Annotated in this window: 8 protein-coding genes, 1 tRNA gene and 3 rRNA genes; 3 read left to right on the plus strand and 9 right to left on the minus strand. The window is 55.4% G+C overall.

Features of this window, described 5'->3' with window-relative positions; genetic code table 11:
- Nucleotides 1-10 precede the first annotated feature (10 nt).
- Nucleotides 11-3,691, minus strand: a complete 3,681-nt coding sequence (metH, locus tag IMQ33_RS14190) for a methionine synthase (protein ID WP_196062366.1) — start codon at nt 3,689-3,691, stop codon at nt 11-13.
- A 275-nt stretch (nt 3,692-3,966) separates the two neighbouring features.
- Between metH and iclR the strand changes: the two genes are divergently transcribed.
- The 3 genes from iclR to edd all read left to right on the plus strand — a co-directional run bounded on the left by iclR (nt 3,967) and on the right by edd (nt 7,477).
- Complete coding sequence (gene iclR / locus IMQ33_RS14195) at nt 3,967-4,797, plus strand: glyoxylate bypass operon transcriptional repressor IclR (RefSeq protein WP_024484007.1); 831 nt, start codon at nt 3,967-3,969, stop codon at nt 4,795-4,797.
- 260 nt (nt 4,798-5,057) lie between these two features.
- Nucleotides 5,058-5,597, plus strand: coding sequence for a gluconokinase (gntK, locus tag IMQ33_RS14200; RefSeq protein WP_065684826.1), 540 nt, complete (start codon nt 5,058-5,060; stop codon nt 5,595-5,597).
- A gap of 65 nt (nt 5,598-5,662) precedes the next feature.
- Entirely contained in the window at nt 5,663-7,477 is a 1,815-nt protein-coding gene (gene edd, locus IMQ33_RS14205) for a phosphogluconate dehydratase (RefSeq protein ID WP_196062367.1), read from the plus strand.
- A 45-nt stretch (nt 7,478-7,522) separates the two neighbouring features.
- Here the strand turns inward: edd and aceK are convergent, their stop codons facing one another.
- From aceK to IMQ33_RS14245, 8 genes are all read right to left on the minus strand, one after another.
- Entirely contained in the window at nt 7,523-9,259 is a 1,737-nt protein-coding gene (gene aceK, locus IMQ33_RS14210; RefSeq protein WP_196062368.1) for a bifunctional isocitrate dehydrogenase kinase/phosphatase, read from the minus strand.
- Nucleotides 9,260-9,319: 60 nt separating this feature from the next.
- Complete coding sequence (aceA, locus tag IMQ33_RS14215) at nt 9,320-10,627, minus strand: isocitrate lyase (RefSeq protein ID WP_021180852.1); 1,308 nt, start codon at nt 10,625-10,627, stop codon at nt 9,320-9,322.
- Nucleotides 10,628-10,673: 46 nt separating this feature from the next.
- Entirely contained in the window at nt 10,674-12,272 is a 1,599-nt protein-coding gene (gene aceB, locus IMQ33_RS14220; RefSeq protein WP_196062369.1) for a malate synthase A, read from the minus strand.
- Between the two features lie 375 nt (nt 12,273-12,647).
- Nucleotides 12,648-13,577, minus strand: a complete 930-nt coding sequence (gene metA, locus IMQ33_RS14225) for a homoserine O-succinyltransferase (RefSeq protein WP_098929609.1) — start codon at nt 13,575-13,577, stop codon at nt 12,648-12,650.
- Nucleotides 13,578-14,010: 433 nt separating this feature from the next.
- A 5S ribosomal RNA gene (rrf, locus tag IMQ33_RS14230) occupies nt 14,011-14,126 on the minus strand.
- A gap of 54 nt (nt 14,127-14,180) precedes the next feature.
- Nucleotides 14,181-14,256 (minus strand) — tRNA-Thr (locus tag IMQ33_RS14235).
- Between the two features lie 13 nt (nt 14,257-14,269).
- Nucleotides 14,270-14,385, minus strand: a 5S ribosomal RNA gene (rrf, locus tag IMQ33_RS14240).
- 108 nt (nt 14,386-14,493) lie between these two features.
- Nucleotides 14,494-14,589, minus strand: a 23S ribosomal RNA gene (locus IMQ33_RS14245); the annotation flags it as partial.

Consider the following 14,589-nt stretch of genomic DNA (forward strand, 5'->3'; position numbering starts at 1 on the left):
TGGCTGCAAATTAGTCCGCATCGTATCCCAGATTCGGGGCCAGCCAGCGCTCTACGTCACTGATCTTCATCCCCTTACGTTGCGCATAGTCTTCAACCTGATCGCGCTGGATCTGTGCCACGGCAAAGTACTTGCTCTGCGGATGGCTGAAATACCAGCCGGATACCGCTGCCCCAGGCCACATGGCGAAGGACTCGGTCAGTTCCATGCCGGTATGGCGATTAACGTCCAGCAACTGCCAGATCTCCGCTTTTTCGGTATGCTCTGGGCAAGCAGGATAGCCGGGAGCCGGGCGAATACCTTGATAATTCTCACGGATCAGCTCTTCGTTACTCAGATTTTCATCGGCGGCAAAGCCCCAATGCCGCTTACGTACCTGCTCGTGCAGATACTCGGCAAAGGCCTCTGCCAAACGATCGGATAACGCTTTGACCATGATCTTGTTGTAATCGTCATGCTTGGCATCATAGGCCGCCGCCAAAGCATCTTCTTCCAGCCCACCAGTAACCGCGAATGCGCCAAAATAGTCGGCTTTGCCGCTGTTTTTCGGGGCCACAAAATCGGCCAGACAATAGTTCGGAAAATCGGTCTTTTCCGTTTGCTGACGCAGGTGGCGGCTAACCACCAACACCTCTTCACGGCTTTCATCCCGGTAGACCTCCACATCATCCCCAACGCGGTTGGCCGGGAACAGACCGTAGACACCACGCGGGTTGAGGCTACCGTTAGCGGCCAACATATCCAGCATTTCGTTGGCATCCTGGAACAGGCGCTTGGCCTCTTCCCCTACCACTTCATCTTCCAGAATGCGCGGGTACTTGCCCGCCAGTGACCAGGTCATAAAGAACGGCGTCCAGTCGATATAGTGGCGCAGCGTGTTAATGCTGGCCTCAACCGGGAACACCCCCAGCTTGTTCGGCACCGGTGGCTGGTAGTTTTCCCAATCCAGCACCATGGCGTTATCCCGCGCCTGTTGCAGGCTGACCGGCGGCGTACGCGGCTTTTTACGCCCGTGCTGGATACGCACGGTTTCGTACTCTTTGCGGGTGCGGGCGACAAACTCGTCCCGCTGGGTGTCTGACAGCAGCGCCGCAACCACGCCAACGGTACGCGAGGCGTTCTGCACGTAGGTAGTCGAGCCGCTGTAGTTCTGCTCAATCTTCACCGCGGTATGGGCCTTGGAGGTGGTCGCCCCGCCGATCAGCAGTGGCAGAGTAAAACCTTGGCGCTCCATCTCTTTTGCCACGTTGACCATTTCATCTAGCGACGGGGTGATCAGGCCAGACAGACCGATAATATCCACGTTCTGTTCGCGGGCGGTTTTCAGGATCTTGTCCGTTGGCACCATCACGCCCAGATCGATAATTTCGTAGTTGTTACATTGCAGCACCACGCCGACGATGTTTTTGCCGATGTCGTGCACGTCGCCCTTCACCGTCGCCAGCAGAATTTTCCCGGCGGTGGTGCCTTTCTGTTTGCTGGCCTCAATGTAAGGTTCGAGATAGGCCACCGCCTGCTTCATCACGCGGGCCGATTTCACTACCTGCGGCAGGAACATTTTGCCCTCGCCGAACAGATCGCCCACCACGTTCATGCCTGCCATCAGCGGCCCTTCGATCACCTCGATCGGGCGATCCGCCTGCTGACGCGCTTCTTCGGTGTCTAACTCAATAAATTCGGTAATGCCTTTAACCAGCGAATACTCCAGGCGCTTCACTACCGGCCAGCCGCGCCATTCAGCCTGCTGAACCGCCACTTCATTGTCTTTGCTGCCCCGGTATTTCTCCGCCAGTTCCAGCAGACGCTCGGTGCCGTCCTGACGGCGGTTGAGCACCACATCCTCAACGGCTTCACGCAGTTCGGTGCTGAGATCGTCATAGATCGCCAACTGCCCGGCGTTGACGATCCCCATATCCATGCCGTTGCGAATAGCGTGATACAGGAACACCGCGTGGATCGCTTCACGCACCGGATCGTTGCCACGGAACGAGAAGGAGACGTTGGACACGCCGCCGGAGATCATCGCGTGCGGCAGGTGGGTTTTGATGTCGGCGCAGGCTTCGATAAAGTCGACGGCATAGTTGTTATGCTCTTCGATACCGGTTGCGACGGCAAAAATGTTCGGGTCAAAGATGATGTCTTCCGGCGGAAAACCCACACGTTCGGTCAGGATCTGGTAAGCACGGCGGCAAATCTCAAATTTGCGTTGGCGGGTATCCGCCTGGCCGACCTCATCGAAGGCCATCACCACCACGGCGGCACCGTAGCGGCGTACCAGCTTGGCATGGTGGATAAAGGCTTCTTCGCCCTCTTTCATCGAGATCGAGTTGACGATGCCTTTACCCTGAATGCATTTCAGGCCCTTTTCGATCACGCTCCATTTAGAGGAGTCGATCATGATCGGGACGCGGGCGATATCCGGCTCCCCGGCGATCAGGCTGAGGAAGCGCACCATCGCCGCTTCGGCGTCGAGCATCCCTTCATCCATGTTGATGTCGATGATTTGGGCACCGCTCTCCACCTGCTGGCGGGCCACGGCCAGCGCCTCGTTATACTTTTCTTCTTTAATCAACCGTTTGAATCGGGCCGAGCCGGTAACGTTAGTACGCTCACCTACGTTGACGAACAGCGATTTGGCATCAATATTCAGCGGTTCCAGGCCGGACAGGCGGCAAGCCACCGGTAACGCTGGCAACTGCCGTGGCGGTACGCCTTCAACCGCTTTAGCCATCGCGGCAATATGCGCCGGAGTCGTGCCACAGCAGCCACCGATGATATTGAGGAAACCGGCATGCGCCCATTCGCCCACCTGTTTGGCCATCTCTTCGGCATCGAGATCGTATTCACCAAAGGCATTGGGCAAACCGGCATTCGGGTGGGCAGTGACATAGCTTTCAGAGATACGAGACAACTCCGCCACGTATTGGCGTAATTCATCCGGGCCGAGCGCACAGTTCAGGCCAAAGGTCAGCGGTTTGACATGCCGTAGCGAGTTGTAGAACGCTTCCGTAGTCTGGCCGGAAAGGGTGCGGCCAGAGGCGTCGGTGATAGTGCCGGAAATCATGATCGGTAAGGTCACCCCCAGCGCTTCAAACTCGGTTTCGACCGCAAAGGCCGCCGCTTTGGCATTCAGGGTATCGAAGATGGTTTCGATCATGATCAGATCGACGCCCCCTTCCACCAGCGCGCGAGTTGATTCGCGGTAAGCCTCTACTAACTGATCAAAAGAGACATTACGGAAGGCCGGATCGTTAACGTCGGGGGAGATAGAGGCGGTACGGTTGGTTGGGCCCAGTACACCAGCAACGTAGCGCGGTTTTTCCGGGGTGCGCGCCGTCCATTCATCAGCACAAGCACGAGCCAGCAAAGCGGCCTGGTAGTTAATTTCCGCGGACAGCGACTCCATATGGTAGTCGGCCATCGCGATAGTGGTCGAGTTGAAGGTGTTGGTTTCGAGGATGTCGGCCCCCGCCTCCAGGTAACCGTTGTGGATCGCAGTGATCACCTCCGGCTTGCTCAACACCAGCAGGTCGTTATTGCCTTTCAGATCGCTTTGCCAATCGGCAAAACGCTCACCGCGGTAGTCTGCCTCCTCCAGCCGATAGCTCTGGATCATGGTGCCCATACCGCCGTCCAACACTAAAATACGCTGCGATAGCTGCTGACGCAGTTGTTCAACTCGATTTATCACTGTAGCCCCTTCACACCCGATTATCCGCCCGACGACTTATTACCCCACATCCCAATGTTGTAGCGGCGCGGCACGCTGCGCCCGTCATGCATCCTGCAACTTGAAAGATGGAGGGTCTGACATCCTAGCACAGGTTATGGCGGCAAAGGTGCGAGCGGGTATTGAGAGTTTTTCAGGTTCGCCGAGTAACAGATCCGATGAGCAGAGAAGCAACTTGCAATTCATACTCAAAAAACGAAAATGAATTCCATCATACGGAAAGCATAAGGTGAATCATGGCCACTCCCGTTCCCGCCAAACGCGGTAAAAAACCCCGCGCCGCCGCGCCCGCCACCAGCACGGCGACCGGCCAGGTCCAGTCACTGACCCGTGGTCTGAAACTATTGGAATATATTGCCGAAGCGCAGGGCAACGTGGCACTGACCGATCTGGCCCAACAGGCCGGGTTGCCCAACTCCACTACCCATCGCCTGCTGACAACCATGCAGCAGCAGGGTTTTGTTCGTCAGGTGGGCGATCTTGGCCTGTGGACCATGGGGGCACATGCGTTTGTGGTGGGCAGCAGCTTCCTGCAAAGCCGTAACCTGCTGGCCATGGTGCATCCTACGCTGCGCCGCCTGATGGAAGAGTCGGGTGAAACGGTCAATCTGGCGGTGATGGACAAAGCCGAGGATCAGGCGGTGATTATCGATCAGGTGCAATGCACCGCGTTGATGCGCATGTCGGCCCCAATTGGCGGCAAGCTGCCGATGCATGCTTCTGGTGCGGGCAAAGCCTTTCTGGCCAGCATGCAAGACGATGAGGTAACCCGGCTGCTGCATAAAAAAGGCATGCACACCTATACCCCGCATACGCTAACGCCACATAACCTGAAAGAAGGGTTAGCGGTGATCCGCAAACAGGGATTCTCGTTCGACGATGAAGAGCATGCCCTTGGCTTACGCTGCCTGGCCGCCTGCATCTTTGATGAGCACCGCGAAGCCTTTGCCGCCATCTCCATCTCCGGCCCGGTATCGCGCATTACCGACGATCGCGTAACTGAGCTGGGTGCGCTGGTGATCCATGCGGCAAAAGAGATCAGCCTTGAGTACGGCGGCGTACGGTGATTAGACGGGCGCAGCATTCGGCGCCCGACGTCATGAGCAAATCCCCGCTGTTATTTTTCTGTATCACGCTGTAGAGACTTTGTTTCGCATCCTGCGAAAAGTATGAATTCGATCACAATTAGCGATCTTGCCACCGAAAGCCGATTGCAACCTTTGGCGCTTCCCTCGACAATGTTACCGATAACATGTTACCGGTAACAATTAACCATTAAATAATATAGCCGCAACAGACTATGGCTCGCAGGTAGGGGAACCAAACCATGACCAATAATCAGAATCGTGTTTACGTCATTATGGGCGTTTCCGGCAGCGGTAAGTCCGCCGTCGCCAGTGCCGTGGCCCAACGGCTATCCGCCAACTTCCTGGACGGTGACTTTCTCCATCCTCGCTGCAATATCCAGAAAATGGCCTCAGGCGAACCGCTCAATGATGACGATCGCGCACCCTGGTTGGCTGCCCTGAACGACGCCGCTTTCGCCATGCAGCGTACCAATGCAGTCTCCATCATCGTCTGCTCTGCGCTGAAAAAACATTATCGCGATCGGCTGCGAGCCGGTAACGACAATCTGTCATTCATCTATTTGCACGGCGACTTCCCAGTGATCGAAGCTCGGCTGGCTGCCCGCAAGGGGCATTTCTTCAAACCCCAAATGCTGGTCACCCAGTTCGCCACTTTGGAGCAGCCGGGCCAAGATGAAAGTGACGTCCAGGCCATCGATATCGATCAGCCACTGGATGCAGTGATTGCCGACACAGTGCGACATATCCAGAGTTTTCTGCCGCAAGAAGCCTGTGCATAACGAGATGTTCTGAACAACATAACTAGCCCTCGCCGCGCGCATTAGGGCTGCATTGTGAGGATGGTATGATTAACAGCACCCTGGCACGTGTAACACAACGAATCATTGAACGCTCAAAACAAACCCGAGCCGTCTATCTGGCGCGCATTAATGAAGCCCGTACGCAGACGGTACACCGCTCACAGCTAGCCTGTGGCAACCTGGCTCACGGCTTTGCCGCCTGCCAGCCCGACGATAAAGCCGCCCTGAAAAACATGGTGCGCAGCGATATCGCCATCATCACCGCTTACAACGATATGCTCTCTGCCCACCAGCCTTATGAAAGCTATCCACAGAGGTTAAAACAGGCGCTGCACAGCGTTGGCGCCGTTGGCCAGGTCGCAGGTGGTGTGCCAGCAATGTGCGATGGCGTGACACAGGGGCAGGACGGTATGGAGCTGTCGTTGATGAGCCGCGATGTAATTGCCATGTCCGCAGCCATCGGTCTGTCCCATAACATGTTCGACGGCGCGTTGTTCCTGGGTATCTGCGACAAGATTGTGCCAGGGTTGGTGATGTCTGCCCTGTCCTTCGGCCATTTGCCTGCCGTATTTGTGCCTGCCGGGCCGATGAGCAGCGGCCTGCCGAATAAAGAGAAAGTACGTGTGCGCCAGCTGTATGCCGAAGGCAAAGCCGATCGCCATGCGCTGCTGGAAGCCGAAGCTGCCTCTTACCATAGCATTGGCACCTGCACCTTCTACGGCACCGCCAACACCAACCAGATGGTGATGGAAGTGATGGGCCTACATCTGCCCGGCGCCTCTTTCGTTCATCCAGACACGCCGCTGCGCGATGCGCTCAATGATGCTGCCGCTCGCCAAATCACCCGCCTGACAGAAACCGCCGGTAATTATCTGCCGATAGGCCAATTGGTGGATGAAAAAGTGGTGGTTAACGGCATCGTATCGCTACTGGCCACTGGGGGATCGACCAACCTGACGATGCATATGGTGGCCATGGCTCGCGCAGCAGGCATCATCATCAACTGGGATGACTTCTCTGAGCTTTCCGATTCGGTGCCACTGCTGTGCCGCATCTACCCCAATGGCCCGGCGGATATCAATCAGTTCCAGGCTGCAGGCGGTGTGCAATTGGTCGTGCGTGAGCTGCTGAACAACGGCCTGTTGCATCAGGATGTGCATACCGTCGCCGGTTTCGGCCTGGAACGTTACACCCAGGAACCTTGGCTGGACAATGGCCAGCTAGCCTGGCGCGACGGGGCAGTAAGTTCGCTGGACGCTAACGTGATTGCCAGCATAGCCAAACCGTTCGAGCACCATGGCGGCACCAAGGTGCTGGCCGGTAATCTGGGCCGGGCGGTGATGAAGACGTCGGCGGTGCCTGCTGATAATCAGATTATCGAAGCCCCGGCGATCGTATTCGAAAGCCAGCACGATATCGTCCCTGCCTTCGAAGCAGGCAAACTGGATCGGGACTGCGTAGTGGTCGTACGTTTCCAGGGGCCGCAGGCCAATGGCATGCCTGAACTGCATAAGCTGATGCCACCGCTCGGGGTATTGATGGATCGCGGCTTCAAGGTAGCGCTGGTAACCGATGGCCGCCTATCCGGCGCTTCCGGCAAGGTTCCTTCCGCGATCCATGTCACCCCGGAGGCGTACACCGGCGGCATGCTGGCCAAAGTACAAAGCGGCGATATTATCCGGGTGAATGGCCGCACCGGCGAGCTGCAACTGCTGGTCTCGGAAGAAGAGCTGGCCCAGCGCACTCCCTATCACCCCGATCTGAGCGCTGAAAGGATCGGCTGTGGCCGTGAACTGTTTGGTGCGTTACGCAGCCAGCTTTCCGGGGCCGAACAAGGTGCCTGCTGTATCACGTTTTAATCCTGGCCATGGCCCAGCTTGCTGGGCCTGCTGCTATCAGCCAGCCTACGCGTACCCCGAAGGCAGCCGCTGGCTGAAACGCCGCTTTTTACGGTAGGCAAACACATCCTCGACATGCCCCTCCTTGATGCGCTGCTGCAATCCTCGCCAGTAGTCCGCTTCGAACAGATCGCTGTGCATCTCTTCAAAGACCTTGCGGATACGCCGGTCGCCACACAGGAAATGGCGGAATTCTTCGGGGAAAACGTCGTTGGGTGAAATGCTATACCAGGGTTCACTGGCCAGTTCATCTTCCGGGTAGCGCGGCGGCGGAATATGACGGAAGTTCACTTCGGTCATGTAGCAAATCTCGTCGTAGTCGTAAAACACTACGCGCCCATGACGCGTCACGCCGAAGTTTTTGAACAGCATATCACCGGGGAAGATATTGGCCGCAGCCAGCTGTTTGATCGCATTACCATATTCTTCGATGGCGTCATGCATTTGCCGTTCGTCTGCCTGCTCGAGATACAGGTTCAGCGGTGTCATCCGACGCTCCATATACAAGTGCTTGATGACCACACGATCGCCGAGATCTTCCAGCTTTTCCGGCACCTCGCGCTGCAACTCCGCCAGCAGTTGCGGGCTGATGCGCGCCTTATCCACTACAAAATTCTCATATTCCTGGGTATCGGCCATCCGCCCGACGCGATCGTGCTCTTTTACCAGTTGATAGCAGGCCATCACCTGAGCCTGCGTAACCTCTTTCTGCGGCGCAAATTCGTCTTTGATCACCTTGAATACCCGATCGAAGGACGGCAGCGTAAACACCAGCATCACCATGCCTTTCACGCCCGGCGCAATAATGAATTGCTCCTGCGACTGGGCCATAAAATTCAGGTATTCGCGGTAGCATTCGGTTTTACCATGCTTCTGGCAGCCGATCGCCATATACAGTTCGGCGGTGGTTTTACCCGGCAGGATCTCCCGCAACCATTCGACCATAGCCGCTGGTAATGGGGCATACACCATGAAGTAGGAACGGGCGAAGCCAAACACGATGCTGGCTTCGGCCTTGCTGGTCAGGCAGGTATCAATGAACAACGCGCCGGACTCGCTGTGGTGGATCGGCAACAGAAAAGGGTAAACCCCGTCAGCCACGCGCAGCTTACCGACCAACCAGGCCGCCTTGTTACGGTAGAACAGCTCATTACCAATTTGGAACGTCGCTCCCGCTAGCTGTTGGGAGCTGAAGGTTTGCAGTAAGGCTTGGGTGATATAGCGAATATCGCGTGGCAGATCTTCCCATGGCAGACGCAGCGGCAAGTCGATCAACAGGCTGTGAAGCATGGCGGCCAAATCACCGTTGGGGGTAAAATCACGGGCTAATGGCCTGGGGATATCACGAAAGCGCCGTTCGGGCTGCGAACTGAAAACGAACAGCTTGTCCGGGGTTAAATCCCGATGTTTGAACAGCCGACAGTAAACCGAGTTAAAGAAGCTTTCGGCAATCTCAAAACGCGGGTAGTCGGGCAACAGCTCGGTATAAACCGCCTTCACCCTATTGGGGAAGTCCGCATCGTAATATTTCTGCCCGGTGATACATTTCAGTTGCTCGACCACTAGGCCGACGTGGTGATCGTAAAGGTGGATACGTCGTTTCATCGCCTGTTGTACGGCGGGCCAGTCTGCCTGCTCAAAACGCTGCTGCGCTCCGGCCGTGACTTCAAGAAAGCGGCCATATTGCGCATCAAAGCCCTGCAGGATCGTCTGTGCAATCAACAGCTCCAGTTTTTCCGCCATCTTTGCCTCTGCCATTCAGGAATGAAACAAGAGCCTGACACCACGCCAGGCCCCTGGGGATCAGAACTGCTGTTCTTCGGTGGAACCGGTTAGTGCCGTTACCGAGGAAGCGCCCCCCTGAATAATAGTGGTGACTTTATCGAAGTAGCCGGTCCCCACTTCCTGCTGATGCGAAGCAAAAGTGTAACCACGCTCGACCGCGGCAAACTCTGGTTGCTGCACTTTTTCGACATAGTGCTTCATGCCTTCACCACGTGCGTAAGCGTGTGCCAGATCGAACATGTTGAACCACATGCTGTGGATACCGGCCAGCGTGATGAACTGGTATTTATAGCCCATGGCGGACAACGCGTCCTGGAAGCGGGCGATAGTCTGATCGTCCAGGTTCTTTTTCCAGTTGAACGACGGTGAGCAGTTATAGGCCAACAGTTTGCCCGGGAACTTGGCATGGATCGCATCGGCAAAGCGTTGCGCAGCTTCCAAGTCCGGCGTTGAGGTTTCGCACCACACCAGATCGGCATAAGGCGCATAGGCCAGCCCACGGCTGATCGCCTGCTCAATACCGGCATGGGTACGGTAGAAACCTTCGGCGGTGCGTTCACCAGACACGAAGGCGCTGTCATACGGATCGCAATCGGAGGTCAGCAGGTCTGCCGCGTCCGCATCGGTACGGGCAATCAGCAAGGTTGGGACACCGAGAACGTCAGCAGCCAAGCGCGCCGCAACCAGCTTCTGGATAGCTTCCTGGGTCGGTACCAAGACCTTGCCGCCCATATGGCCACACTTCTTCACCGCCGCCAGTTGATCTTCGAAATGCACCCCGGCGGCACCGGCTTCGATCATCGCCTTCATCAGTTCAAAGGCGTTTAGTACGCCGCCAAATCCGGCTTCGGCATCCGCTACGATCGGCAGGAAGTAATCGGTATAGCCTTTGCTGCCGGGTTCAATCTGGTTTGCCCACTGGATCTGATCCGCCCGACGGAAAGTATTGTTGATACGCTCAACCACCGTCGGGACAGAGTCGACCGGGTACAGTGATTGATCGGGATACATGGCGGCAGCGGTGTTGGCATCAGCCGCTACCTGCCAACCGGACAGGTAGATCGCTTCGACGCCCGCTTTCGCCTGTTGCAGCGCCTGGCCACCGGTCAGCGCCCCAAGGCTGTTCACGTACCCTTTGCGGGATTTGCCGTGCAGCAACTCCCAGAGTTTCGCCGCTCCGTTTTGCGCCAGCGTGCAAACCGGATTGACCGAGCCACGCAGGTTGATCACGTCTTCGGCGCTGTAAGGGCGGGTGATGCCTTCCCAGCGTGCTGATTTCCATTCCTGTTCCAGCTGTTGGATCTGTTGGGTACGAGAGGTCGTCATATTTTTATCCTTTTCAATACTGTAGGGTTAAAGGTCAGGAACGGTTTCAGGCCAGTAATTCGTAGCCAGGTAAGGTCAGGAAATCGATTAATTCGTCTTGCGTGGTAATACGCTCCATCAGCTGTGCCGCCTCTTCGAAACGGCCTGCGTGATAACGCGCTTCACCCAGTTCTTTACGTACGACCTGCATCTCTTCCTGCAGCATCTGGCGGAACAGGGCTTTGGTTACCTGTTGGCCATTGCTGAGGCTTTTCTCGTGATGGATCCACTGCCAGATTGAGGTACGTGAAATCTCGGCGGTGGCGGCATCTTCCATCAGGCCATAAATCGGTACGCAGCCATTGCCGGAGATCCAGGCTTCAATGTATTGCACCGCCACGCGGATATTGGCGCGCATACCGGTTTCGGTACGCTCACCGTCACACGGTTCCAGCAGTTGCGCCGCCGTGATAGGAGCATCGCTCTCACGCAATACATCTAGCTGGTTCTGCCGCTCACCCAGGATGCGGTTAAACACTTCCATCACCGTATCGGCCAGACCTGGGTGTGCCACCCAAGTCCCGTCATGGCCATTGGTCGCTTCCAGTTCTTTATCCGCGCGTACCTTGCCCAACACCACCGCGTTTTGCTCGGCGTCTTTGCTGGGGATAAACGCCGCCATTCCGCCCATAGCAAAAGCACCGCGGCGGTGACAGGTCTTGATCAGCAAGCGAGAATAAGCACTGAGGAAAGGCTGGGTCATGGTGACGGACTGACGGTCCGGCAGCACCCGATCGCCATGGTTCTTCAGCGTTTTGATATAGCTGAAGATGTAGTCCCAACGGCCACAGTTCAGCCCGACGATATGATCGCGCAGGTGATACAGGATCTCGTCCATCTGGAATACCGCAGGCAGGGTTTCAATCAACACCGTGGCTTTGATAGTGCCGCGCGGTAACTCGAAGCGATCCTCGGTAAAACTAAAGACTTCGCTCCACCAGGCAGCCTCCTGCCAGGACTGGGTTTTCGGCAGGTAGAAATACGGACCACTGCCTTTTGCCAGCAGTTGGCGATAGTTATGGAAGAAATAGAGTGCAAAATCGAACAACCCGCCAGGAATCGCTTCCCCCTGCCACTGCACGTGTTTTTCCGGCAAATGCAGGCCGCGCACGCGGGCAATCAACACCGCTGGGTTGGGTTTGAGCTGGTAAATCTTGCCGGCTTCGTTGGTGTAAGAAATGGTGCCGTTTACCGCATCGTGCAGGTTGATCTGCCCGTCGATAACCTTGTCCCAACTTGGGGCCAGCGAGTCTTCAAAGTCGGCCATAAACACTTTGACGTTGGCATTGAGGGCGTTGATCACCATTTTGCGTTCAACCGGACCGGTAATCTCAACCCGACGGTCGCGCAAGTCAGCGGGAACGCCGCGGATCTGCCAGTCGCCCTGCCGAATGGAACCCGTTTCCGAAATAAAGCCAGGCAGCTCGCCGCGATCGATTTTCTCTTGCCAGCTGGCGCGTGCCGCCAACAGTTTATTGCGTTGTGGCGTAAATTTCCCCACCAGTTCAGCCAGGAACTCGACCGCGTCATCCGTCAGAATCTGCCGCTCTGCAGAGCCGAAAGCCTGTGTAAACGCTAATTCTGTACCTACCATCTGTTGCGTCATTGTCTTGATCCTTTCCATCATTCCACGCCGCCATTACAGGCCAGGCGAAGCATTGTTGTCGGAAATCGGGTGAAAAAAAGACCGCCAACTGGTCAGATGTCATCCCGCAGGATCCTAGAATAACCAACAAAAACTAAAAATCAAAAACGATTTCCATTTTTTTAATAAATATTTTATTAACCTTTTATTATCAATTGATTAGATTATTTATCATTTATGGCAAACTAGGAAACCGGTTCCATTGCGATCGAGGAACGCCAGTAATGCATTGTTTTTAAATGAGTTATAGATGCTGAAACGTTGCAGATTTGGCAGGGAAAACGGTGGGATAAACCAGGGTGGCCTCGATTCAGCCACCCGGTACAGAGAAAAATGTTACTCGAGGGTAGGATTCATATGACGCAGATCGAACGGCGTGATCTGGTAAACGTAGTAGTTCAACCAGTTGGAAAACAGCAGGTGACCATGGCTTCGCCATGAAGCTGCGGGGGTCAATTCGGGGTTATCATCGGGGAAATAATTTAGCGGTACGGTCGGGTTGAGGCCTGCATCGTTATCGCGACAATACTCGCCCGCCAACGTCAGGGTGTCATATTCCGGATGCCCGGTGACAAAGGCCATGCGTTTATCCTTGGTGGCGAACAGATAGGCACCTGCCAGCTCTGATTCTGCCAGGATATCCAGATCGGTGTACTGCCGCAGGATCTCGGTTGGGAAATCGGCATAGCGGGAGTGAGGAGCCAGGAAGGTTTCATCAAAACCCCGGGTCAGCAAGGCATGCTGGTGCAGCGTACGATGCTGGTACACCCCAGAGAGCTTCACCTCTCGTGTCTTCTTTGGAATGCCGTACAGGATGTTTAACGCGGCCTGCACTGCCCAACAGACAAACAGGGTTGAAGTCACATGATCCTTGGCCCACTCGATCACTCGCTCGATCTGCGGCCAATAGGCGACATCACAGAAGTCCACCAGGCCCAGCGGAGCGCCGGTGACGATCAGCCCGTCAAAGTTCTCATTCTGGATATCTTCAAAGTTACAGTAGAAATTATTCAGGTGCTCCGTAGGCGTGTTCTTCGACTCACGGCTATCGATGCGCAGTAGCTGAATATCGATCTGCAATGGCGAGTTGGAAAGTAAACGCAGGAACTGATTCTCCGTTTCGATCTTTTTCGGCATCAGGTTGAGAATAAGCACCTTTAACGGCCTGATTTCCTGTGTTTTTGCGCGTGAGGATGTCATGACAAACACGTTCTCATTACGCAAGAAATTGACCGCAGGTAACTCATCAGGAACACGAATCGGCATTGCTTACCCCTCACATATCCGTTTATACGTTTAGACTTCTAGATGCCCGAAGATAGCGCTTTTTTAGCGTCATGTCGAGGATTCAACGGGAAGGTGAAAATGTTTCATCGCCAGGCAGGGAGGGCTGTTCGTAAATAGTAAGCAGGGAGTCTTTTGTCTGTTTAGTTGGCAGTCGTCCCCTCACCCTAGCCCTCTCCCCCAGGAGAGGGAACCGATCGAGTCCGCTGACATTCCTGCGCAATATCCCATCTTTCTTCTTACTCCCAGCATCCTGAAGCGGCACGAGCTCACCCACAACGCCGGGCTGCTCACACTGGTGTTCCTGATGTTCTCGGTTGGTGCTGTGGGAGAAGGTTGGGGTAAGGGGGTATCTTCTGTTTTTGACCCATAGCAAAAAGGCCATCCTTGCGGATGGCCTCTTGGCTTAATTGATGCTTGGCAGTGTCCTACTCTCGCATGGGGAGACCCCACACTACCATCGGCGCTACGGCGTTTCACTTCTGAGTTCGGCATGGGGTCAGGTGGGACCACCGCGCTATTGCCGCCAAGCAAATTCTTTTGATTCTTTTCTTTCTGCCGAACTTCTAAACCACTTAAATAAAGTGGTGCTGATACCCAGAGTCGAACTGGGGACCTCACCCTTACCAAGGGTGCGCTCTACCAACTGAGCCATATCAGCACACTAATTTGATGCCTGGCAGTGTCCTACTCTCGCATGGGGAGACCCCACACTACCATCGGCGCTACGGCGTTTCACTTCTGAGTTCGGCATGGGGTCAGGTGGGACCACCGCGCTATTGCCGCCAGGCAAATTCTGTTTCATTCCAACCGCTTCACTTTCGTGTCGCCATCAGAACCAATCTCGGAACTTCGCTGAAAATCTACTTCAATCTCTCTAAAACACCTTTGGTGTTGTAAGGTTAAGCCTCACGGATCATTAGTACTGGTTAGCTCAATGCATCGCTGCACTTACACACCCAGCCTATCAACGTCTTAGTCTTAAACGTTCCTT

The organism is Serratia sp. Res13-Sevr-LER1-36-b (assembly GCF_015673035.1).
GTDB classification, from domain to species: domain Bacteria; phylum Pseudomonadota; class Gammaproteobacteria; order Enterobacterales; family Enterobacteriaceae; genus Chania; species Chania fonticola_C.

Bases quoted from the DNA above. Each gene is read 5' to 3' on its own strand.
- aceB (WP_196062369.1), bottom strand. From the start codon at position 12,272: ATGACGCAACAGATGGTAGGTACAGAATTAGCGTTTACACAGGCTTTC.
- gntK (WP_065684826.1), top strand. From the start codon at position 5,058: ATGACCAATAATCAGAATCGTGTTTACGTCATTATGGGCGTTTCCGGC.
- edd (WP_196062367.1), top strand. From the start codon at position 5,663: ATGATTAACAGCACCCTGGCACGTGTAACACAACGAATCATTGAACGC.
- iclR (WP_024484007.1), top strand. From the start codon at position 3,967: ATGGCCACTCCCGTTCCCGCCAAACGCGGTAAAAAACCCCGCGCCGCC.
- metA (WP_098929609.1), bottom strand. From the start codon at position 13,577: ATGCCGATTCGTGTTCCTGATGAGTTACCTGCGGTCAATTTCTTGCGT.
- aceA (WP_021180852.1), bottom strand. From the start codon at position 10,627: ATGACGACCTCTCGTACCCAACAGATCCAACAGCTGGAACAGGAATGG.
- aceK (WP_196062368.1), bottom strand. From the start codon at position 9,259: ATGGCGGAAAAACTGGAGCTGTTGATTGCACAGACGATCCTGCAGGGC.